Annotated in this window: 20 protein-coding genes and 3 pseudogenes; 7 read left to right on the top strand and 16 right to left on the bottom strand. The window is 71.7% G+C overall.

Going from position 1 to position 21,630, the window contains the following annotated elements:
• Window positions 1-45 precede the first annotated feature (45 nt).
• Entirely contained in the window at window positions 46-1,032 is a 987-nt protein-coding gene (locus tag ACZ4K2_RS29985) for an NADP-dependent oxidoreductase (RefSeq protein ID WP_467479701.1), read from the bottom strand.
• An 80-nt stretch (window positions 1,033-1,112) separates the two neighbouring features.
• On the opposite strand from ACZ4K2_RS29985, the gene ACZ4K2_RS29980 reads away from it, so the two are divergent.
• Window positions 1,113-1,529: a winged helix-turn-helix transcriptional regulator gene (locus ACZ4K2_RS29980; protein ID WP_467479600.1), complete on the top strand. Its 417-nt coding sequence runs from the start codon at window positions 1,113-1,115 to the stop codon at window positions 1,527-1,529.
• Between the two features lie 142 nt (window positions 1,530-1,671).
• Here ACZ4K2_RS29980 and ACZ4K2_RS29975 read toward each other — a convergent pair whose 3' ends face one another.
• The 3 genes and pseudogenes from ACZ4K2_RS29975 to ACZ4K2_RS29965 form a co-directional block, all read right to left on the bottom strand.
• A complete protein-coding gene (locus ACZ4K2_RS29975) occupies window positions 1,672-3,807 on the bottom strand; it encodes a GAF domain-containing SpoIIE family protein phosphatase (protein ID WP_467479602.1) in 2,136 nt (711 codons plus the stop codon).
• Between the two features lie 83 nt (window positions 3,808-3,890).
• On the bottom strand, window positions 3,891-4,301 hold the full coding sequence (locus ACZ4K2_RS29970; protein ID WP_467479604.1) for an STAS domain-containing protein: 411 nt from the start codon (window positions 4,299-4,301) through the stop codon (window positions 3,891-3,893).
• Between the two features lie 209 nt (window positions 4,302-4,510).
• A pseudogene (locus ACZ4K2_RS29965) lies at window positions 4,511-4,988 on the bottom strand (TetR/AcrR family transcriptional regulator).
• A 216-nt stretch (window positions 4,989-5,204) separates the two neighbouring features.
• Between ACZ4K2_RS29965 and ACZ4K2_RS29960 the strand changes: the two are divergent.
• Together ACZ4K2_RS29960 and ACZ4K2_RS29955 are read left to right on the top strand one after the other, a co-directional pair.
• Window positions 5,205-5,789, top strand: coding sequence for a sigma-70 family RNA polymerase sigma factor (locus ACZ4K2_RS29960; protein ID WP_467479606.1), 585 nt, complete (start codon window positions 5,205-5,207; stop codon window positions 5,787-5,789).
• Window positions 5,786-6,535, top strand: coding sequence for an anti-sigma factor (locus ACZ4K2_RS29955; RefSeq protein ID WP_467479608.1), 750 nt, complete (start codon window positions 5,786-5,788; stop codon window positions 6,533-6,535). Before ACZ4K2_RS29960 ends, ACZ4K2_RS29955 begins: the two co-directional genes overlap by 4 nt.
• A 45-nt stretch (window positions 6,536-6,580) precedes the next feature.
• Here the strand turns inward: ACZ4K2_RS29955 and ACZ4K2_RS29950 are convergent, their stop codons facing one another.
• From ACZ4K2_RS29950 to ACZ4K2_RS29915, 8 genes are all read right to left on the bottom strand, one after another.
• Window positions 6,581-7,321: a DUF1295 domain-containing protein gene (locus ACZ4K2_RS29950; protein WP_467479703.1), complete on the bottom strand. Its 741-nt coding sequence runs from the start codon at window positions 7,319-7,321 to the stop codon at window positions 6,581-6,583.
• A 65-nt stretch (window positions 7,322-7,386) separates the two neighbouring features.
• Window positions 7,387-8,703 (bottom strand): class I SAM-dependent methyltransferase, encoded by a 1,317-nt coding sequence (locus ACZ4K2_RS29945; RefSeq protein ID WP_467479610.1) that lies wholly within the window; start codon window positions 8,701-8,703, stop codon window positions 7,387-7,389.
• The gene (locus ACZ4K2_RS29940) at window positions 8,700-9,986 is read right to left on the bottom strand and encodes a class I SAM-dependent methyltransferase (RefSeq protein ID WP_467479612.1); all 1,287 of its coding nucleotides are present in this window, start codon (window positions 9,984-9,986) and stop codon (window positions 8,700-8,702) included. Before ACZ4K2_RS29940 ends, ACZ4K2_RS29945 begins: the two co-directional genes overlap by 4 nt.
• Window positions 9,983-10,672, bottom strand: a complete 690-nt coding sequence (locus ACZ4K2_RS29935) for a DUF1365 domain-containing protein (RefSeq protein WP_467479614.1) — start codon at window positions 10,670-10,672, stop codon at window positions 9,983-9,985. Before ACZ4K2_RS29935 ends, ACZ4K2_RS29940 begins: the two co-directional genes overlap by 4 nt.
• A 68-nt stretch (window positions 10,673-10,740) precedes the next feature.
• A complete protein-coding gene (locus tag ACZ4K2_RS29930) occupies window positions 10,741-12,051 on the bottom strand; it encodes an NAD(P)/FAD-dependent oxidoreductase (protein WP_467479616.1) in 1,311 nt (436 codons plus the stop codon).
• Between the two features lie 206 nt (window positions 12,052-12,257).
• Entirely contained in the window at window positions 12,258-12,920 is a 663-nt protein-coding gene (locus ACZ4K2_RS29925) for a fasciclin domain-containing protein (protein WP_467479618.1), read from the bottom strand.
• A 104-nt stretch (window positions 12,921-13,024) separates the two neighbouring features.
• Window positions 13,025-14,656 carry a molybdopterin-dependent oxidoreductase gene (locus ACZ4K2_RS29920; RefSeq protein ID WP_467479620.1) on the bottom strand — a complete coding sequence of 544 codons (1,632 nt, stop codon included), beginning with the start codon at window positions 14,654-14,656 and terminating at the stop codon, window positions 13,025-13,027.
• Between the two features lie 216 nt (window positions 14,657-14,872).
• A complete protein-coding gene (locus ACZ4K2_RS29915; protein WP_467479705.1) occupies window positions 14,873-15,142 on the bottom strand; it encodes a chaplin in 270 nt (89 codons plus the stop codon).
• Between the two features lie 273 nt (window positions 15,143-15,415).
• Here ACZ4K2_RS29915 and ACZ4K2_RS29910 point away from each other — a divergent pair, with 273 nt between their 5' ends.
• Both ACZ4K2_RS29910 and ACZ4K2_RS29905 read left to right on the top strand, forming a co-directional pair.
• Window positions 15,416-16,120 (top strand): alpha/beta fold hydrolase, encoded by a 705-nt coding sequence (locus tag ACZ4K2_RS29910; RefSeq protein WP_467479621.1) that lies wholly within the window; start codon window positions 15,416-15,418, stop codon window positions 16,118-16,120.
• An 18-nt stretch (window positions 16,121-16,138) separates the two neighbouring features.
• Window positions 16,139-16,269 (top strand): annotated as a pseudogene (locus ACZ4K2_RS29905) (IS630 family transposase); the annotation flags it as partial.
• Window positions 16,270-16,296: 27 nt separating this feature from the next.
• On the opposite strand, the gene ACZ4K2_RS29900 reads toward ACZ4K2_RS29905, so the two are convergent.
• Window positions 16,297-17,082 (bottom strand): sulfite exporter TauE/SafE family protein, encoded by a 786-nt coding sequence (locus tag ACZ4K2_RS29900; protein ID WP_467479623.1) that lies wholly within the window; start codon window positions 17,080-17,082, stop codon window positions 16,297-16,299.
• A 365-nt stretch (window positions 17,083-17,447) separates the two neighbouring features.
• On the opposite strand from ACZ4K2_RS29900, the gene ACZ4K2_RS29895 reads away from it, so the two are divergent.
• Entirely contained in the window at window positions 17,448-17,657 is a 210-nt protein-coding gene (locus ACZ4K2_RS29895; protein ID WP_467479625.1) for a hypothetical protein, read from the top strand.
• A 292-nt stretch (window positions 17,658-17,949) separates the two neighbouring features.
• Here ACZ4K2_RS29895 and ACZ4K2_RS29890 read toward each other — a convergent pair whose 3' ends face one another.
• Entirely contained in the window at window positions 17,950-18,171 is a 222-nt protein-coding gene (locus ACZ4K2_RS29890) for a hypothetical protein (RefSeq protein ID WP_467479708.1), read from the bottom strand.
• Between ACZ4K2_RS29890 and ACZ4K2_RS29885 the strand changes: the two are divergent.
• Window positions 18,064-19,249: pseudogene (locus ACZ4K2_RS29885) on the top strand (PP2C family protein-serine/threonine phosphatase). The gene ACZ4K2_RS29890 and the pseudogene ACZ4K2_RS29885 sit on opposite strands and share 108 nt — an antisense overlap.
• An 86-nt stretch (window positions 19,250-19,335) precedes the next feature.
• Here ACZ4K2_RS29885 and ACZ4K2_RS29880 read toward each other — a convergent pair.
• Window positions 19,336-20,925 (bottom strand): MFS transporter, encoded by a 1,590-nt coding sequence (locus ACZ4K2_RS29880; RefSeq protein ID WP_467479627.1) that lies wholly within the window; start codon window positions 20,923-20,925, stop codon window positions 19,336-19,338.
• Between the two features lie 164 nt (window positions 20,926-21,089).
• On the bottom strand, window positions 21,090-21,560 hold the full coding sequence (locus ACZ4K2_RS29875; protein ID WP_467479629.1) for a MarR family winged helix-turn-helix transcriptional regulator: 471 nt from the start codon (window positions 21,558-21,560) through the stop codon (window positions 21,090-21,092).
• Window positions 21,561-21,630 lie beyond the last annotated feature (70 nt).

The raw sequence follows: 21,630 nt of genomic DNA, 5'->3' as shown, positions 1-21,630 counted from the left end.
CCCTCCTCCCGGCCGAACGCGCCGCGGCACTCGCCCGTACGGGTTTCAACAGCGTTCAGGAGACCGCCGCCGGCTCGAATCAGGCCCTTCGGAAGGAACCAGCACCAGTCGGCCGCGCATACCGCCCGCTGCGAGGCGATCGTGAGCCTCGGCCGCGCGCTCGAACGGAAGGATGTCGGCAACTCGCAGAGTCAGACCCATGGCGGCGAGCTCAGCCAAGGCGGCCCCGTCAGAACTGATCCACTGCTGGTGGACCCGGATGCCGCGCAACGGAAGCGGGGCTGAACCGCCGACCACCGTGACGTGAGCGCCCCTGGTGCGGACGGCGGCCAGGGCTCGGATGCCGAGTCCCGCCGTGTCGAGCGCGCCGTCGGCGCCGCCCGGCACCAAGCGCCGGACATCGGTCGCGAGATCAGAAGCGTCACGGCTGACGATCCATTCGGCGCCGAGACTTCGGACGAACTCTTCATCGGCGGCACCGGCCTGGGCGATGACGCGCAGGCCGCGCCGCACCGCCAGTTCGACGGCGAAGCCACCGACCGCCCCGGCCGCCCCGGTCACCAGCACGGTGTCGCCCGCAGCGAGATCGAGCAGGTCGAGGGCCTGGAGAGCGGTGAGACCGTTCAGCGGCAGCGTTGCCGCGGCCGCAGCACAGACACCGGGCGGAGCGGGTGCGGCTGCCGCGGCCTCCAGGACCAGGTATTCGGAGTAGGCGCCCAGCGGTACGTCGAGCAGGTCGCGCAGCCCGATCACCCGCTGGCCCGGCGCGAACGCCGTCACTCCCGCTCCGGTCCGGTCGACCACGCCCGCGACGTCCCAGCCGATGCCCGTGTACTCGCGGGCGGCCATCAGCCCGGCTTCGACGAGCGCACCGGAACGGGTGACCAGGTCGACGGGATTGACGGTCGCGGCCTCGACGCGGATCCGTATCTGCCCGGGGCCGGGTTCCGGCAGTGGAACCGTCACCGTCTCGAGCACCTCGGGTCCGCCGTAACCGCAGGCGACCACCGCCCTCATCCCCTCTTCGGTCATCATGTTGCACACCGTAGAGATTGCTACTCCCCACCGGGAAGTACGCACTTCGAGGTGCCTACGGCACCGGAAGGAGAGCCATGGCCACCCGCACCGTCGCCCAGCGCCGAGCCGAGGCGCGCGTCTCCTACGACGCCTACCTCGCCGAATGCCCCGCCCGGCAGCTACTGGACCGCATCGCCGACAAGTGGGTCAGCCTCGCTGTCAACGCGCTTGCCGACGGGCCACAGCGGTACACCGACCTGCAACGCAGGCTGGCGAGCGTGAGCCAGAAAATGCTCACGCAGACTTTGCGGCGCCTGGAACGCGACGGGCTGGTCTCGCGGACGGTGATCCCCGCCGTCCCGGTCCGCGTCGAATACGAACTGACCGCGCTCGGCCGCTCGCTGCTGCCAGTCATGTACGCGATCAAAGGATGGGCGGAGGAACACATGGACGAGGTGCGCGCCGCCCGCGCCGCCTACGACACGCAAGCTGACGGCCCGGCGGCACGTTGATGCGTACGCCGACAGCCATGGCCTGGATCATGCCCGAGTCGGACGAGGGTGACGAAGGTGCCGGGCACTGGTCACAGCCGGACGGCGTACGGGCCGTCAGCGTCCGGTTCTCTCGGCCGAGTCGTCGTGCTCGCCGGGAGGTTCAGCCGGGTTCGGTGGCGTTGAGGACGAGGATGGCCTGGTCGTCGTCGATGCTGTGGCCGTCGGTGAAGGTGTGCACGGCCTGGGTGATGGTGTCGATCAGGTGCTGGGCGGTGGGCCGGGGCGGTGTGCCGCGGACCGCGTCGGTGAGGCGTTGGTCGCCGAAGAGTTCACCGTCGTGGCGGCGTGCTTCGGTGATGCCGTCGGTGTAGAGCACCAGGCTCTCCCCCGGATGCAGGTGCAGGTGGTGGGGGGTGAGGTGGGTGTGGGGGCCGATACCCAGCAGGGTGCCGGGTGCGTCGAGGAGGTGAGGGGTGTGGCGGGTGTCCAGGTGCAGGGGCAGGGCGTGGCCGGCGCGGACGAGTTCGATGTCCAGGCCGGTGGGGGTGGGGGTGAGCTGCCCGTAGAGAAGGGTGACGAAGCCGGTGCCGTGTCCGGCGGGCCTGTTGCGCAGGGCCCGGTTGATGGCTTCGACGACTGCCTGGGCGCCTGGGACGAGGGGGGCGACGGCGCGGGCGGTGTGGCGGACCAGGGCGGTGGTGGTGGCGGCGATGGCGCCGCGGCCGCAGACGTCGCCGAGCATGAAGGCCCAGCGGCCGTTGTCCAGGGGGAAGACGTCGTAGAAGTCGCCGCCGATGTCGAGCCCCTCGCCGGCGGGGTGGTAGTAGGTGGCCACCTCGGCGCCGGGCAGCCGGGGCAGCTCGGGCAGGAGGAGGCCGGCCTGGAGGTCACGGGCGAGTGCGGCACGGTGGGTGTACTGGCGGGCGTTGCGGACGGCCAGCGCGGCACGGGAGACGAGTTCTTCGGCCAGGGCGACGGTGTGGCCGTCGAAGGCGTGCTCGCCGGTGGACAGCAGGGTCACCGTGCCGAACGGGCTGTCGCGGTCCTGGAGGGGAACGCACAGGTAGCCGGTGACGCCGAGGTCGTGCCAGGGGCCGGGGCCCGTGGGGGGCCGGCGGGCGATCTCGGACAGACCGGAGGCCAGGACGCGGGCGACAGCGTCGTCATCGGCGTCGTAGACAGGGATGTGGGCAGCGAGCAGGTCTTGCTGCTCGCGGGTGGGGGCAGCGGTGGCGACGCGGCGTACCCGTCCGCCTTCGACGACATCGACCGCGCACAGGGGTGCCAGACGCGGAGTGCAGGCATCGGCCAGGCGGTTCAGCGTCTGGGCGGCGTCCAGCCCGGTGCTCAGGGCAGTGCTCGTGGTCAGGAGGAAGGCGAGGTCGTTGCGGGCGGCCTTCTCGCGGGCCTCGGCCGCCTGGCGTGCCTGCTCGGCCCGGTGGCGTTCGATGGCCAGGGCCGCGGTGTCGGCGAAGAGCCGGGCGAGCGCGAGGTCGGTCTCCTGCGGGGCGCGCGGGACGCGGTGGTACATCGCGAAGGTACCCAGCAGCGCGCCGTCGCGGGCCAGGATCGGGGTGGACCAGCAGGCGGCCACGCCGGCCTTGTCGGCCAGGTCGCGGAAGTCGTCCCAGAAGGCGTCGGTGGCGATGTCGGTGACGATCACCGGCCGGCGGCGGTGGGCGGCGGTGCCGCAGGAGCCGACGCCCTCGCCGGTGGCGATGCCGTCGATGGCCCGGTTGTAGAAGTCGGGCAGACTCGGGGCGGCGCCGTGGCGAAGGTGCCGGCCGTCGGCGTCGGCGAGCAGGACGGAGACCAGCACCTCTTCGGGGGTGAGATTCTCGATCGCGCGGGCCATGCCGTCCAGGACCTCGGGCAGCGGGGCCTGCCGGGCGATCTGCTCCAGCAGGACCCGGTGCTCGGCCGCCAGCCGCTGCGCGTGCTTGGCCTGGGTGGTCTCCACTCCGATCACACGCACACCCATGACGTTGCCGCCGGTGTCCAGACGGGGTTCGTAGGTGAAGTCGAAGAACGCCTCACGGGCGTCCGGCCCCTCCCCGAGCAGCACGCGGGCATCCCGGGCGGTATAGGCCGTGCCGGTGCGGTAGACGCGGTCCAGAAGACCCAGGAAGCCCTGGTCGGCGAGTTCCGGCATCAGCTGCCCCAGCGGCACACCGGTGCGGGTACGCTTCGGTCCGCCGATCGCCGTGAAGAACGCGGTGTTCGCGTTCTCCAGCATGTGCGCCGGACCGGCCAGGGAGGCGAACACGGCCGACGACTGCCCGAACAGCGCCCGCAAGTCGTGATCCGTGTCCGTGACGGCAGCGGAACGCGCGCCCGCCGCTCCGGCAGACGGAGAGGCGTGCTGTCCCGGTACGCGCGTCATATTTTCTGCCTCTCCTTCGTCTGCGCCGCAATACCCCGGGCAGCGCCCGTATCGCCACGCCGCCCGGTCCCCACAGCCAGGGCCTCGTCCACGTCGGCGTACACCGCCAGAACCTGGTCCAGCCCCGTGACCGAGAAGAGATTGACCGTTGCCTCGGGCAGGTTCGCCAGCCTCAGGGCCCGCTCCTGACCGGCCAGCTGCTGGTGCAGCCGCACCATGGCACTGATCCCGGTGGAATCGCAGAACGACAGGGCAGCGCAGTCGAGCACCACTGGCCCCGCCTCCGCACCACGGGCCAGCGCTTCCTCACCGGCCTCGTGCACCTGCACCGCACTGTGGAAGTCCAGTTCCCCGCGCAGCGCCAACACCACACCCTGCGCCCTCTGCGTGACCCGAACCGAGAACACCCGCAGCCTCCTCCGCCCGAAGGTTCACCGACAACCCGAACCAGGGTATAGACCGGCCACACCATCGCCGAACCCGGGACAAAGGACCGCTCTCCACGGTCCGCGCCGTCTCGACTGCGACCGGCGGAATCCACGGGCCGGCGGGCGGCGCGGGGCGGTCAGTCGGCCCTCCTGCGTGCGCCGAGGTGGGAGCGGTGCCGGTCCACGATTCACTCGACGATCTTCATCAGCCGGTCTCCCGTCTGATCGATGCTTCCGTTCTGTGTGCTGACCTGCGCCCCTTCGAGTACGAAGGTGATCTCGGCCGCGGCCTGTCCGGGGTCGGGCATCCGGGCTTTGGTGCACATGCCGATCAGCCTGCGGGTCTGGTGGGCCTTGTGCTCCTCGATCACTTGCCGTGCCGGATGAGGGCGGTCGGGCAGCTCGGCGAGGGAGTTGATGAACGGGCAGCCCCTGTGTGAGAGCGCCGGCAGCCCCTCGGCGACGAAGCGGGCCAGGCCCAGAATCTGCTCCTCGGGTTGGTCGGGGTATTCGGTTTCCACGCGGTCGAAGGCGGCCCGATAATCGGCGGCGACGATCCGCAGCCATTCCGCGACCAGCGCGTCCTTGGTCTCGAAGTGCCGGTAGATCGCCATCTTGGTGGTCTCGGCCTTGTCGGCGATCGCCTGGACCCCCTACCTGCCGGATCCCTTCTCTCTGGAAGAGCTGGTGGAGCGCGGCCCGTCAGCCGGGGCCGTTGCCGGGTCTCGGTGCCGCCCCGACCGCTTCGGCGCCCGTCGACCAGTTACCAAGTACCAGGTGAACGGGAGGATGTGTTCTGCACGTACGCGACCAATCTTCAGCTCAGGTGGCCCCGGATTACACAGGGCTGTTCCGCTCCGCCGCTGCCTTGGGAGAGCCATTGTGAAGGAACCTGTACATATCGGCAGTCATCCGGCTGCCCGGCCTGATCTGCAGCAGCTGGTCCACGAGGTGGCGTTGGGCGATCAGGAGGCTTTCGCCGCGCTCTACGACGCTGTGGCCGGCTCCGTCCTCGGTGTCGCCCGGGCCGTTCTGCGTGATCAGGCGCAGTCGGAGGAGGTGGCGCAGGAGGTGCTGGTGGAGGTGTGGCGCACGGCCCCGCGCTACCGGCCTGAGCGCGGTACGGCCATCAACTGGATCCTCACTCTCGCCCACCGGCGGGCGGTGGACCGGGTCCGGTCGGTGGAGGCCGCGGCTGCCCGTGACACCAAGGCCGCGCTGCTCGAGCACCAGCCGGCCTACGACGAGGTGACCGAGCAGGTCGAAACACGGCTGGAGCAGGAGCAGGTGAGGCGCTGCCTGCGTACCCTGACCGAGCTGCAGCGTCAGTCGGTCACTCTCGCGTACTACCGCGGCCTGACCTACCGGGAGGTCGCCGAAGCACTGGCCCTGCCGCTGGGCACGGTCAAGACACGGCTGCGCGACGGACTCATCCGGCTCCGCGACTGCCTGGGGGTGACCGCATGACCACGACCGATCCGCACGCCCTGACCGGCGCCTACGCCGTGCACGCACTGAACGGTGAGGAACGTGCCGCCTTCGAGCGGCATCTGGCCGCGTGCGACGCCTGCGCACAGGAGGTCGCCGAGTTCACCGCCACCGCCGGACGCCTGGCCCTGGCTTCCACGGTGCGCACACGCCCCGTCATGCGGGAAGAGGTGCTGCAGCGCATCACCACCGTGCGGCAGGTATCGCCCGGCGCCGCACCGCTGCAGCGAGTACGCCGCCGCGCGCTGCGCGGAGGGGCCCTGACCCGGTGGGCGCTGGCCGCCAGTGTCGCCGCCGCGGCCGCCTTCGGTGGAACCGCCGCGTGGCAGTACGAGCGCGCGAAGGACGCCCGGCACGAGACTGCCCAGGCGCAGCGGCACGCCGAGGACCTGGCGGGGGTGCTGGCCGCGCCCGACGCCAAGTCGCGTTCGGCGAAGGTGGCGGGCGGCACGGGCACGCTGGTGGTCTCCGCCGGCCGGGACCGGGCCGTGTTCGTGGCGTCCAGGATGCCGGCACCGCCGCGCGGCAAGGTGTACCAGTTGTGGTTCGCCGATGGCGGGAAGATGCGGGCGGCCGGCCTGATGGACCCCGGCCGCAGCAGCCAGGCCGTCCTGATGCGGGGAGCGGTCGGCGGTGCCTCGGGTATCGGCATCACGGTGGAACCGGCCGGTGGATCGAAGCAGCCGACCTCGACCCCGGTGGCCCTGCTCGGCGTGCCGACCTGACGGTGCGGGTGGGGGCCCGCCCGAGGGGCGGGCCCCACTCGGCTGCTACCGGTCTCGGCCCGGTGGCCGGGGAAAGAAGCCGCTGGTGCGGGCCGCGTACGCGGCCCAGCCGGGACGGCCGGCCATGTGCCGCTCCAGCAGCCGTTTCCCGCTCCCGTTGATCAGCAGCACGCTCATCACCAGCGGTGAGACAACCGACACCGCTGCGGCCTGCCATCCGCCGTCGCAGGCGATGAGGAACAGCCCCCACCAGACGCAGAAGTCCCCGAAGTAGTTGGGGTGCCGGGTCCACGACCACAGTCCCCGGTCCATGACGCGGCCCCGGTTGGCCGGGTCCGCCTTGAAACGGGCCAGCTGGGCATCGCCGACGGCCTCGAAGAACAGGCCGACAGCCCAGAGAGCCGTGCCGGCGAAGGCCGGGGCGGACAGTGGGCGGGACGTGTACTGGGCGGCCTGCACGGGCAGGGACACCAGCCACACCAGGGCCCCTTGCAGCAGGTAGATCATCCGCAGGGCGTACAGATTCCGGTTGCCCCGCGCGCGGGCCAGCAGCGCCTCGTACCGCGGGTCCTCGCCGTGGCCGCTGCCTCTGCGCGCGATGTGCACCGCGAGCCGCAGCCCCCAGACGACGGTCAGGGCGGTCACCAGCACGCGCCGGGCCGGATCACCCTGGCCCCCTGAGAGGCCGAAGGTCACCACGCCCGCGGCTGCGAGAGCCACCCCCCAGGCGATGTCGACGACACGGTGCACGCCCAGCCTCCGGGCGACGGCGAAGGTGCCGAGCATGACCGCCAGGGAAGTGGCCGCGACCCATCCGAGGTTGGCGGTGAACGCGTCCCGGGCGAGCGCAGTCACTGCTCCTCCGGATGCGGGTACCAGCCGGCCGCTTCCGCCCCGGTCAGACCGCTGCCGCCGGTGGCCCCGGGACGTACGGCGAGGAACTGGTCCACCCCCATGCGCCGCTCCTCGAAGGCCAGGGCCCCGCCGACCAGGTACAGCCGCCACACCCGGGCCGTCTCCTCACCCACCAGCCGCACGAAGTCCGCCCACCGCTCCTCCAGCCTGCGGTGCCAGGCGTTGATGGTGCGCACGTAGTGCTCGCGCAGCGACTCCACCGACCGGACCTCCAGGCCGGCCGCCTCCAGCAGGCCGACGGTCTCGCCCATCGGCCGCATGTGCATGTCAGGGGCGATGTACGCCTCGATGAACGCACCCCCACCCGGTGCGCTCGCGCCGCGGGACATCTGCTGGACCAGCACGCGCCCCCGGGGGCGGACCAGCCGGTGCAGGGCGGCGGCGAAGGCGGGGTATTCGTCGTCCCCGACGTGCTCGCCCATCTCGACGGTGGCGACGGCGTCGTAGGCGGAGCCGGTGATGTCCCGGTAGTCCTGGCACACCACCTCCACCCGGTGTTCCAGCCCCCGGACACGGACCTGCTCGCGCACGTACGCGGCCTGCTCCCGGGCCAGGGTGACCGCGGTGACCTGTGCCTTGTGCTCTTCCGCCGCGTACAGGGTCAGTGCCCCCCAGCCGCAGCCGATGTCCAGCAGGCGGGCTCCGGGCACGAGGCCGAGCTTGCGGCAGACCAGCTCCAGCTTGGCGCGCTGCGCCTCGGCCGGGCCGGCCCCGGGCTTTTCGTCCGTCCAGTAGCCGCAGGAGTACGCCATCGTCTCGTCGAGCAGCAGACGGTAGAAGTCGTTGGAAAGGTCGTAGTGGTGGCTGATCGCCGCTCGGTCGCGGCCCTTGCTGTGCAGGCCGCCGCGCAACCGTGCCTGAGTGGCGGGGGCGGGCGGGCGCGGGCCGACGGCGCCGAGCCGCACCGCCCCGGCAACGGCGCGGGTCCAGTCGGCCGGGGAAAGCCGGGGCGCGTGCAGGCCCCGCTCCCGCACGGCGGCCCACATGGCGCGCAGCCCCTGGCCCAGGTCGCCCTCCACGTCGAGTTCGCCGGTCACGTACGCCTGGGCGAGGCCGAGTTCGCCGGGCTGCCACAGCAGGCGGCGCAGCGCGCGCCGGGAGCGCACGACCACCACGGGAGCGTCCGCGGGTCCGGTCTCGCTGCCGTCCCAGGTCCGCAGCCGCACCGGCAGCGGACCGCCGAGCGCGTCCTCGGCAAGGGCGGCGAGCCGGTGCGCGGCGCCGGTACGAGCGGGGGTGCGGGTGGTCGTCATCGCGCCGACTTCTCCTTGGTGAACAGGTAGTGCTGGACGTCGAGGTAGCCGGATCGGAAACCGGCCTCGCAGTAGGCCAGGTAGAAGGTCCACAGACGGCGGAAAGTCCCGTCGAAGCCGAGGGCGGCGACCTCGTCGGCGCGGTCGGTGAACCGCTCCCGCCACAGGCGCAGCGTCTCGGCATAATGCGCGCCGAAGCCGTCCCGGGCGGCCACGTCCAGACCCGTGTGCTCACGGACCGCTTGCTCGATGGCCTGGGCGGAGGGGAGCAGGCCGCCGGGGAAGACGTACTTCTGGATCCACGTGTGGGTGCCACGGCTGGCCAGCATCCGTTCGTGCGGCATGGTGATGGCCTGCAGCGCCGCCCGGCCGCCCGGCGTCAGGCGCTCGTCGAGGGTGCGGAAGTAGACGGGCCAGAACTCGGCGCCGACGGCCTCGATCATCTCCACGCTGACGATCGCGTCGTACGTGCCGCGTGCCTCCCGGTAGTCGCACAGCTCGATCGACACGCGATCGGCGTGCCCGGCCTCGCGTACGCGTTCCAGGGCCAGGTACCGCTGCTCCTTCGACAGGGTGAGGGAGGTGACGTACGCGCCGCGGGCGGCCGCCCGCAGGGCGAGTTCGCCCCAACCGGTGCCGATCTCCAGCAGGCGGGTGCCCTCGCGGACACCGGCCAGGTCGAGCATGCGGTCGATCTTGCGGTGCTGGGCGGCGGCGAGCAGCGACCAGTCGGCGGGAAAGCCCCGGAAGACGGCGGCGGAGTAGCTGAGCGTCTCGTCCAGGAACAGTGTGAACAGGTCGTTGGACAGGTCGTAGTGGCGGCTGATGTTGCCGCGCGACCCGTCCGGTGTGTTGCGCTGTGCGGGGGGCTGTCGCTGCGCCCACAGGCCGCGCAACCGCTGCAGCCGGGGCGGGATCAGGTCGGCGGCGTGGGCGGCGAGCACGGTGAGTGCGCCGACCAGGTCCGGGGCGTCCCACTCGCCGGCCATGTACGACTCACCGAAACCGATGAGCCCGCGGGTGCCGATGCGGGAATGGAACGCCTCCGGGTTGCGCACCTCTATCAGCGGGCCGCCCAGGCCGAGGGTGGTGCCGTCGGTGAACCGCACGCGCAGGGGCAGCCGCCGCAGGGCGCGTTCCAGTACGGCCCGGGCGACGGCCCGAACCGGCCAGGACGCCCCGGGAACGGCCGCGACATCGGGCCAGCGGTCGGCATCGACGTGTGCGGTCCGGTGACCCCCGGGGCGGTGGCGGACAGCGGGGCAGGGTTCGACGTGGGTCATGACGCACTCTCCGGGGTGCGGCGGCCCGGGCGCGGCTGCACCGGCAGGCCCCGCAGAAGCAGGCGGATACCGTGGAAGTGGATGGCGGCCGACACCCTGAGGGTCGACCAGGGGTGGCGCAGGGCGAGGCGCAGCAGAGCCGGGGCGGTTACCTCGCGGCGCGCGCCGTGGACCACTGCCGTGAAGAGCGGGCTGCCGGGCCGATGCAGCTGTATCGCCAGACGCAGGCGCTCACCGGGCGGTGGAAGCCGCATCTCGTAGCGGCCGTCCACCGGATTGAACGGCGACACGTAGAAGTCCTTGCCGACCGTGGCGGTGCCGGCCGTGTCGGTGTGCAGCAGGTAGGCGTGGCGCTCGCCGTAGGTGTTGTGGACCTCGGCCACTACACAGCGCAGGGCGCCGTCGGGCCGATGGCACCAGTACAGGGTGAGCGGGTTGAAGACATGCCCGAGGATCCGGGCGTGGGCGAGCATCAGTACCCGGCCGCCGTGCAGGTCGATGCCGTGCTCGTCCAGGAAGCCGTCGAGCGCGGCCCGGATCGACTGGGCACGGCCGGTGAAGTGGTCGCGAGTACGGAAGCGGGCGAGCGGGCGCAGCGGACGCGGGAGCACAGGAAGGTGGTCGACGTCGACCAGCCACAGGTAGGTGCGGTGTCGCAGGGCGTACCGTTGCGGTGCCCGGCGCACGTGGGTGATCGTGCACGGGTACAGCGCCGGTATCCCGGTGGATGCCGGCCGCGGGGCTGACGAAGCGGTCACCAGCGCACCCCCAGGGCGGCGGCGGCCCCGACACCGCTGCGGCAGCCGTCCTCGTGGAACCCCCAGCCGTGGTAGGCGCCCGCGAACGCGGCGACGGCCGTGTTCAGTTCCGGCAGCCGGCGCTGGGCGGCGACCGACTCGGGCGTGTAGACGGGATGTTCGTAGGTCATGCGGGCCAGCACCCGGGCCGGGGCGACACGGTCCTCACCGCCGAGGGTCACGACGTACGTCTGCGCTGCGTCGAGGCGCTGGAGCCGGTTCATGTCGTAGCTCACCCGCACCCGGTCGGCGCCGGCCCGGCAGCCGGGCATCAGGTAGTTCCAGGAGGCGCGGGCCCCGCTCGCTCGCGGCAGCAGGGAGGTGTCGGTGTGCAGCAGGGTGGCGTTGCGGGAGTAGCGGAAGGCGCCGAGGACTTCCTTCTCGTCGGGGGTCGCGTCGGCGAGCAGCCGCAGCGCCTGGTCGGGGTGGGTAGCCAGGACGACGTGGTCGTAGGAGGCGGTGCTCCCGTCGCCGGCGGTCACCTCCACGCCGTCCGTGTGCCGGAGCACGGACCGCACCGGGGTGCCGGCGCGCACCTCGTGCAAGCCGGCCGCGATCCGGTCGACGTACGTCTTCGAGCCGCCGGTGACGGTTCGCCACACCGGTGACCCGGTCACCGAGAGCATGCCGTGGTGGGCGAGGAAGCGGAACAGGTAGGCCGCCGGATACCTCAGGGCCGTCCGCGCATCACACGACCACACCGCGGACACCACCGGCGTCATGTAGTGCGCCCGGAAGTACGGCGAGAACCCGGCCCCGTCCAGGAAGGCGCCGAGGGTCAGCGTGTCGTCGGCTCCCGCGGCGAGGAGGCGCCGGGCGGCCCGGTGGAAGCGCGGCACCTCGGCCAGCATGCGCAGGTACGGACCGCGCAGGGTGCTGCGCTGCTGGGCGAGCAGTCCGTGCAGGCCGCGGGCACCGGCGTACTCCAGACCGCACCCCTCGCACCGCACGGACATGCTCATCTCCGACTCCTGCGTGACGACGCCGAGTTCGCGGAAGAGGCGCAGCAGGTTCGGGTAGGTGCGGCGGTTGTGCACGATGAAACCGGAGTCGACGCGATGCGTACGTCCATCGGACGCGGTCAGTTCGTGGGTGTGAGCGTGGCCGCCGAGCCGGTCGTCCGCCTCGTACAGGGTCACGTCATGGGCTCTGCCCAAGATGTGTGCGGCGGTCAGCCCCGCCACTCCGCTGCCGATGACGGCCGTGCGGCGCAGGCCCTGCGCGCGGGTGACCTGCGCGCTCGGGGTCGCCTCGGACGGTCGTTCCATGATCTTTTCTCCCTCCCCGGACGGGTGAACGGCAAGCGCAGAGGGCTGGTCCGCAGGCCTTGCGGTCTGCGGACCAGCCCTCTGACGAGGGGCACCCGCCGGGCCCGGGGGAGGGCTGGCGGACACCCCGGTGGGAGGACGCGCGCCGCCCGAGTCGCTCCCGTCACGGCGATCGGGCAGGCGCGCGTCCTCGGCTCGTGGTGGTGTCAGCTCTTGGGCATCAGGACGGTGTCGATGATGTAGACGTTGGCGTTGGCGGTCCTGACGTTGCCGCAGACGACCTTGGCGGAGCCGTTGACGGTGTAGGACTCGCCCGAGCCGGCGGCCATGACCTTCGACTTCTCCAAGGTCGCGAAGGAGCCGTTCTCCAGGTCCTTGGGGGTGAGCCTCTGGCCGACGACGTGGTAGGTGAGGATCTTCGTCAGCTGCGCCTTGTCGTTCAGGACCTTGTCCAGGGTGGCCTTCGGGATCTTCTTGAAGGCGTCGTTGGTCGGCGCGAACACGGTGATGTTCTGGGCGTTGTTGAGGGTGTCGACCAGCCCGGCCTTCTTCACCGCCGTCACGAGCGTGGACAGCGCCGGGTTGTTGGACGCGGCCGTGGCCACCGGGTCCTTGGCCATGCCGTCGAAGGAACCGGCACCGTCTGCCGGTACGGAGGAACAGGCAGGTCCGAACGGCTGGTCCATGCTGCTCGAGGAGGCCGTCGAACCGTTCATGTCGTCGCCGCTCTCGACGGCCGGAGCCGACGCCTTGGGCGAGGAGTCGGACTTGCCCGAGTCGCTGCTGTCGTTGGAGCAGGCGGTCAGGGCCAGGGGAAGCACGGCGGCCGCGGCGAACAGACCAGCGGTACGGCGGATTCGGGTGTTCATCGGAATTCTCCTGTCGGACGGTGCAGCGTGAAGCGGCTGCGTTCGGGATGTCGCGGAAAAGTGGTTCAGGGGAAGGGCACGGAGCCCTTGAGGGGGCGGCGGGATCACTCGACGGTCACGACGACGGAGTGCCATCCGCTGGCGCCGTCGGGGATCGTGCGGGTGCGTTCGCCGGTCTGCACCGCGCCGGTCCGGTCGGTGGCGCGGACGGTGAGGGTGTGGCCGCCCTTGGTCGCCCGCCAGGGAAGCGACCACTGCCGCCAGGTGTCGCGGGTGTCCTCGGCAGCCAGGTGGGCTTCCTGCCAGGGGCCGTCGTCGATGCGGACCTCGACCTTGTCGATGCCCCGGTGCTGGGCCCAGGCGACCCCGGCCACCATCACCGTGCCGGCCTCGGGCCGGGCGAACGGCTTGGGGGTGTCGATCCGCGACTCGGTCTTGACCGGGGCCCGGCGCGCCCAGCCGCGCTTGACCCAGTACGGGTCGTAGGAGTCGAACGTGGTGAGCTCGATGTCCTTGATCCACTTGCAGGCGGAGACGAAGCCGTACAGGCCCGGGACGACCATGCGGACCGGGAAGCCGTGGTCGAAGGGCAGCGGCTCGCCGTTCATGCCGAGCGCGAGCATGGCGTCGCGGCCGTCCATGACGTCCTCGACCGGGCTGCCGATCGTCATGCCGTCCACCGACCGGGACACGAGCTGATCCGCCGGCCCTCCCTGGGACGGAGGCTTCACTCCGCATTCGGCGAGCAGGTCGGCCAGCCGTACGCCGATCCAGCGCGCGTTGCCCACGTACGGGCCACCGACCTCGTTGGAGACACAGGCCAGGGTGATGTCCCGTTCGATCAGCTCGCGGTGCAGCAGATCGTCGAAGGAGTAGACGCCCGGGCGGCGTACGCCCCTGCCGTGGATCCGCAGCCGCCAGGCGGTGGCGTCCACCTTGGGCACCACCAGCGCGGTGTCCACCCGGTAGAAATCCGGGTTGGGGGTGACGAAGGAGCTGATTCCCGGGACGCGCAGACCTGCCCGCGGGGGGACCGGTCGCGCCGGTGATCCGGGAGAGGGGAGCACGACCTTCTTCCGGGAGGCGATCGCGTTCTTGCCGCTCGAGGCGTTCAGCGACCGGCCGACTGCGCCCACCGTGGCGGAGGCGGCCGCTGTGGAGGCCGCCGCCAGCACGAATCCCCGCCGGTCCCATCCGTGAGGCGCAGACAGGTCGGCGGCCGCTTCCCCGGTCTCGGACCCCGGCGCCGGCGCTGGTGACAACCTGACCGCGACCAGGCGCCCCACCAGCAGGTACAGAAGCAGCGCTCCGGCCATGGACCCCAGGGCGGAAGGCAGTGCGTCGGTCAGGCTGCCAGAGTCGGGCCGGCTGACAGCGGCCGCCGCACCGACGACCCCGAAGAGAAGGACTCCGGCGGCTCCGACCCGCCGCAACCGCACCGCCAGTACGCCCAACGCCACGGCGAGTACGGTCAGCACGGCGAGGATGCCGAGCTGCAGCACGAGCTTGTCGTTGGTGCCGAAGTGGCGGATCGCCCAGTCCTTGACCGCGGCGGGCGTGGCGTCGATGGACGCGCCGCCCACCGCGATGACCGGACTGGACTGCGGCCGCACCGCTGCCGCGACCAGTTCGGCCGCCGCCAGTGCGGCGAAGCCGGCCAGCACCCCGCTCAGCGCACCCAGCACCGTACGGGGCCAACCCGGCCGTCCTCGCTGATCCTTCTCTTCGTCCCTCACGGGGGGAATCCGGTTCCGCCCGCCGGGCGGATTGGTCTCAGACCTGATCAGGTGGAAAAAGATCCCCGACCAATCCGCCCGGCATTCCGCTACGGATTACCCAGTTGAGCGCCGACGCACATCGCCGTCACCGCTGCCGCTGGGATGCCTCGCCCGTGGACACCTGCGCAGGAACGCAGCCACCCTCGGCGGGCCCACCGCGGTGGCGCTGTCGCGTCACTTGTGGGTGTGCCATCCGCTGTTGACGCAGGTGTTGCCGAAGGCCGGGTTCAGCAAGCCGATGACGTTGACGGTGTTGCCGCAGGCGTTGACCGGGATGTTGACCGGGATCTGGATCACGTTGCCCGACAGCACGCCCGGCGAGCCGACGGCAGCCCCTTGTGCGCCGCTGTCGGCGCTCGCGGCCGCCGCGCCGGCGAGCACGACCGCGCCCGCAGCCGCCACCAGACCCGCACCGCGCATCACTCGAGACCACACATTGTTCATGTTCACGTGCCTTCCTCCTCGTTGCGGCGGCAACCGCCGCCGGCGGGCCGCATGCCACGGCCGGCACCGGTAATGCGGTGCCACCCTGGCTACGGACTGCTCAAGGCGGCTTGGATCACCCGATCGCACGACACCGCGGACGCCGAGACGGGGCTGGGCCGGGCACCCGGCTCACCCCGGCCCCCGTCCTGACGGGCACCAAGCCTTTCTCCCGGCGGCTGCGGATTCCTGGCGCGAGGTGTCACTGCGCAGTGACCGAGGAAGGAAGGCAACGTGCCGACCGTGCAAGACCATGACGCGAATGCAGCAGCACAGGCGCTGCGGCTGCGGCACTGCCCGCAGCGGCCCCGAGCGGCGATCATCACCCTGCACGGAGGACGCGCCGACAGCTATCAGAGATCACAGCCCTGGCACCTGGCGGCACTGAGAATGCGACCCGTCCTGCGCGCAGCAGCGGCCGCCACGCCCCTCGACGACATCGTCCTGGCCCACGTCCGCTACCGGCACCGCGGCTGGAACCAGGCCGATCCTCTGCACGACACCTACCGCGCACTCAGCGAACTCCACCAGATCACCGGGCCGGTGCCGACCATCCTCATCGGCCATTCCATGGGCGGCAGAGCAGCCCTGCGCGCAGCCTCCCACCCCCAAGTACACGGAGTCCTCGCTCTCGCCCCCTGGCTTCCGCCAGGCGAACCCGCCAAGCAACTGAGCGGAAAGAACGCCGTCGTCGTGCACGGCGAGCGCGACCGGGTCACCAGCCCCCGCGCCTCCGCCGACTACGTCCACCGGGCCCGAACGACCGGAGCCCGCGCCGGTGTCATCCTCATCCGCGACGGGGACCACGCCATGCTCCGCCGCTCCGGCCTCTGGCACCACACCGTCGCCACCGTCGTCACCGACCTCCTGCGCCCGGAGGCGCCGCCCTCCGGCCTGACCAACGCCAGCTACACGGCCACCGACCCCCTCACCCTGTGACGACGCCACCCAGCATGGCGACGCTCGGGACGCCTGTCCGTGGCCGGACCGATCGCCATGCGCCCCGGCTCCCGGACCGACCGTGCCACCGCCTGCGCACCCACCAGGCGGGCAGAGATGAACGTCGCAGCGCGGACGAGCGGGACTTCAACGACAGCGAAGGTTGATCGCCCAGGTCAGCGCAGTGCGCTGAGTGAGTAGAGAGTGCCCAGTGCGGCAGCCAGGATGCCGAGGAGGAATCGGAGGAGGGTCTCGGGCAGGCGCGGTTGGAGGCGCGCGCCGAGGTAGCCGCCGATGAGACCGCCCAGGCCGCAGGCCAGGCCGAGCGGCCAGTCGGGGGCGATGCTGCCGCGGTGGGCCAGGGACAGCAGGGCGTAGGTGGAGGCGCCGACCAGCGACGTGGCGAAGGTGGAGGCGAGCGCGGCCGGGGCGACCCTGGCGACGGGGACGCCGCGTCCGACGAGGAGGGGCCCGAGGATCGAGCCGCCGCCGATGCCGTAGATGCCGCCGACGACACCGACCGCGAGCGCCAGACCGGTCACCGTCCGGGGGCTGGGTTCGGGCCGTCGGTTCTCCGGGGACGTGGGGCGCAGTGTCCGGGCGATGAGCCAGAGGCCGAGGGGCAGCATCAGCGCGGCGACCAGGAGGCGGAAGACGCGGGGGCCGGGCAGGGCGAACACGCGGATGACCGCTCCGACGACCACGCCGGGCAGGGTGCCCAGCACGAGGCGGCGTACGAGCGGCCCGGCCAGGGCGCCGCTGCGCCGGTAGCGCAGCAGGGCGCCCGGTCCCGCCACCACGTTGTAGAGCAGGTTGGTGGGCGTGACGGCCGGGCTGGGCACGACGAAGACGCTGAGCTGCACAGGGAGCAGGAACACCGCTCCGGAGACGCCGACCGGCGCGGTCACCACGGCTATCAGCATTCCGGCCGCGAGGCCGGCCACCCCCAGCTCCCACCCCATCTGATGCCCCTGCCCTCGTGGCCCGCCCCGATTGTTCGGGCGACAGCGTAGAGCGCCCGTTCGATCCCTGGCCTGTGTGATCACAGTTCGACGGCACACGCTCAACCCCCGCTGCCCCAGGACAGCGGCGAGCACGAGCACGGGGGATGACCCGCACATCCTGACCGCCCTCGGCATCGATCCGGCCGCCCAGGACCCGCCCCCGCCGGGCCCCTCCGCACGTCCGGCCACCGGACCGCGCACCACCCCGCGACCCAGCAGCCCTGCTCGGCGTGTGGCGCCCCGGCCGTGGCCGTCTGCCGGCGCCGGGTGCTCGGCCCCGGTCTGCGCTGGCACGATGCGGGCCGCGATCGCATGGTGGTCGCATGCCGGATGTGAGGCCGGGCCGCTACCACCTGACGCTCGCCGCGGGCGGGCGGACGATGCTGCACGGCTGGTGGGACGTCGAAGGTGTGGCCCGCCGGAAGTTCATCGCGTGGATCGGGGAGCGCGGCAGCATGCCCGGCGCCCGGATCACGCTCACCGACGAGGAGACGGCCGAGGTATTGGCGACGTGGCCGCAGCGCCCGGAATGATGGAGGTGAGGGCCCGGGGCCGGGCGTGGGAATCCGGGCCCTCACGAGGGATCACGCCTGCTGAGGACAGGCACTCGGGCGCGATGCCGTGCTCAACGACCGGCCCCGGGACAGGTCACGCCGCTCGGGGAAGCGAGCATGAGCTGGTTGGCACCGGCGATCCCGGCCACCGTCAGGGTGCCTGCTCCCCGGGCCGCCGCTGCCCGACCCGCAACCGCGCTCTCACCAGCGCCTTGGCCGGGAGCCGCGCAGGGCGTGGGCCGATGCGACCCTGAGGGTCTGCGGCGGGTGATCATCGGTCGGGGCCGGGTTCGAGGATAGGATCCGGCGGGCGGGGCAGGAGGCGCGTGTGACCGGACCGGAGATCGACTACCAGGCGCTGTTCGCCGTCACGCCCAGCCCCTATCTGGTCCTGGATCCTGCCCTGGTGGTCGTCGACGTCAACGACGCCTATCTGCGGGTCACCGGCCGTACACGGGACGAACTGATCGGCCGGAACCTGTTCGAGGTTCATCCCGACAATCCGACCGACCCGGACGCCGACGGGGTGCGCAACCTGAACGCCTCCCTCCAGCGCGTGCTGTGGTCCAAGGAGCCGGACACCATGGCCGTGCAGAAGTACGACATCCCGGTGTCCGGCCGCCCGGGTGTGTTCCAGGTGAAATGGTGGTCGCCGATCAACACCCCCGTCCTCGGGCCGGACGGCGAGGTCGCGTGGATCATTCACCGGGTGGAGGACATGACGGAATTCGTACTCACCCGCCCCCTCACCGCGCGCCCCGGTGACCCGGACAGGGAACGGGACGCGCTGGAGGGCGAACTCTTCGCCCGGTCAAAGGAGTTGCAGCGCCTGAACGAGGAACTGCGCGAGGCCCGTGACCAGGAGCGGGAGACGGCCCTCACCCTGCAGAAGGCCATGCTGCACTCGCCCGACCTGAAGGGGGCACCGCGACATCGCTGTGCGTTACATGCCGGCCGTCCGGTCGCTCAACGTCTGCGGCGACTGGTACGACGTGGTGGACCTGTCCGAGGACACCTTCACGGTCGCGGTCGGCGACGTGGTCGGCCACGGCCTGGAGGCCGCCGCCGTGATGGGCATGCTCAGAAGCGCCCTGTCCGCCGCGGTCCGCGCCATTCGCACGCCCGGCACGGCGATGGACGTCCTGAGCGGTTATGCCCGTACCTTCGAAGGCGCACTGGCCACGACCGCGGTCAAAGCCGTCGTCGACACCCGCCGCCGACAGATCACCTACACCAGCGCCGGCCACCTGCCACCCGCCCTCGCCCGCCGTGACGGCGCCGTCCTCCTCCTCGACCAGGCCACCACGCCACCACTGGGCGTCCCCGTCGACGTCGACCGGCGCCTGCAGGCCACCCTCCCCTACACGCCCGGCGACACGCTCGTGCTCTACACCGACGGACTGATCGAGCGCCGCGGCGAGGACATCGACGCCGGGCTGCACCGCCTCACCGACATCCTCGCCCGCCACGCCCACCTCGATCCCGACGCCCTGGCCGACACCCTGCTCGCCCACCTCGGCGTCTCCGACGGCGGCCGCGACGACATCGCGCTGGTCGTCGTCCGCCTGTAGGCCGGCCTCGACGCAAGGGGATGAGCCGTGCGGCAATCCGCCAGGCGGTGCGGCCCCGATACGCGGTGGCGGCGGCTGCTCAGGTGCTATGAGTGCTGGGCGTGGCCGGGGGTCCGCCGGACGCCGATGGCTGCCAGGGCGGCGCCGGCCGTGCAGAGGACTCCTGCGGTCAGGACGGCGGTGTGGACGCCGTTCATGAAGGCGGTGTGGCTGCCCTCGATGATCGCGGACTTGAGCTGTGCGGGTGTGCCGGTGGTGACGGGTGCGATGCCCATGGCGACCGCGTCCTTGGCCTCCAGCAGCGCGGACGCAGCGGGGGCGGGGACGCCTGCCGAGGTGAGTTCGCCGGTGAGGGTGGTGCTGACGCGGCCGGAGATGAGGGAGACGAGGACGGAGGTGCCCAGCGCGCCTCCGATCTGGAGGGCGGTGGCCTGCAGGCCACCGGCGACACCGGCGTCCTTGACGGGGGCGTTGCCGACGATGGCGTCGGAGGAGGAGGCCATCACCATGCCGACGCCGAGGCCTAGGGCGATGAACGGCGGCCACATGAGGCTGTAGGCGCTGTCCGCCTCCCAGGTGAGCATGGTGAAGCACGCGACGGCCTGGAGGGCCATGCCGAGGGGCATGGTGAGGCGCGGCCCGAACCGGTCGGTGAGCGCGGCACCGAGCGGGGAGGCCGCGACGGAGGCGAGGCTGAGGGGCAGGGTGCGGACGCCCGCCTCCACGGGGGTGAAGCCGCGGACGTTCTGCAGGTAGATCATGACGAAGAAGATCACGCCGAGCAGGACGAAGAAGTTCAGGGCGGTGATGACGGTGCCGATGGTCAGGGCCGGGTTGCGGAACAGGCGCATCGGCAGCAGGGGCGAGGCGACCCGGGTCTGCCACCAGCCGAAGAAGACGAGGACGAGAAGGCCGGTGCCGATGGCGCCGAGGGTGCCGGCGGAGGTCCAGCCCCAGGTCTCTCCCTTGACCACGCCGAAGACGAGGGCGAGCAGTCCCAGGGCGAGCAGGACGACGCCGAGGGTGTCGAACTTCTCCCGGGCGGCGTGCTCGTTCCTGCTCTGCGGGAGGACGGCCGCGCTGAAGGCGAGGGCGATGACGCCGATGGGGGCGTTGATGTAGAAGACGGACTCCCAGCTGACGTGCTGGACGAGGAAACCGCCGACGATGGGGCCCAGGGCGGTGGAGACCGAGGAGACCATGGCCCAGATCCCGACGGCCATGCCGAACTTCTTCGGCGGGAAGACGGCGCGGAGCAGGCCGAGGGTGTTCGGCATCAGCAGGGCGCCGAAGAAGCCCTGGAGGGCGCGGAAGGCGATGACTCCCTCGATGGAGCCGGTCAGGCCGATGGCGACGGAGGCGAGGGTGAAGCCCGCGACGCCGACGAGGTAGAAGGTGCGGCGGCCGAAGCGGTCGCCGAGTTTGCCGCCGAGGATGAGGGCGGCGGCGAGGGCGAGCAGGTAGGAGTTGGTGACCCACTGCAGATCGGCGGTGGAGGCGCCCAGGTCGCGGCCGATCTCGGGGTTGGCGATCGAGACGACGGAGCCGTCGAGGCCGACCATGAACAGGCCGAAGGCGACGGCGGCCAGGGTCAGCCAGGCATGGGAGCGGCGGCCGTGCGCCGTTTCGGCGGGCGGGGAGTGGGACGGTTCGGCAAGGGTGCCGGCGGAGGGCATGTGGGTGTGTTCTTTCGTCGTGATCAGACGCCGAGCCCGCGCACGGCGCCGCGGGGGCGCCCGGCTGCGACTGGCAGGGGAGGAAGGGGCAGCGCAAAGGCCCCGGCGTGCTCACCGGACACACTCCGGCGTGCCCGGTGAGCACGCCGGGGCGCTGAAGAGGTTCAGCGCGCGGCGTGCAGGTGCTCGCTGAGCGACTGGAGGGAGCCCAGGGCGGAGCCGAGGGCGTCGAGTTCGCCGTCGGTCATCGTCCGCAGGATCTGTGCGGCTCGGTCTCCCATGAGCTGCGTGACCTCGCCGACGCGCCGTTGCGCGGCCGGGGTGAGGTACAGGTGGGCGATCCGCTTGTCGGCGCCGTCCTGGCGGCGCTCGAGGAGCCCCTGCTCGGTGAGCTGGGTGACCAGCGCGCTGACGTTGTTCGGCTTCATCCGCACCGCTTCGGCGGCCTCACGGACCGTGGTGCCGCCATGGGTCTCGACGTACCGCAGCAGCGTGAGCTGGGCGTCGGAGGGCTTGGGGTGCGGATAGTGCTGGTCGACGTGCCGTTCAAAGGCCCGGGTCAGCGCGGGCAGGCACGCCACGAGGCCGAGGGCCAGGCGGTCGATGTCCTGGGAGGACGCGCTGTGCGGGGACATACCGCGACTTTAGCTATCCATAGATACCTATGTCAAAAGACTCATTGCTTCCAGCGGTCATCGGCGCCGG

Source organism: Streptomyces sp. NPDC025833 (assembly GCF_055558055.1).
Note: the sequence above shows the minus strand (reverse complement) of the source record. Positions and strands in the feature narration are given on the sequence as shown.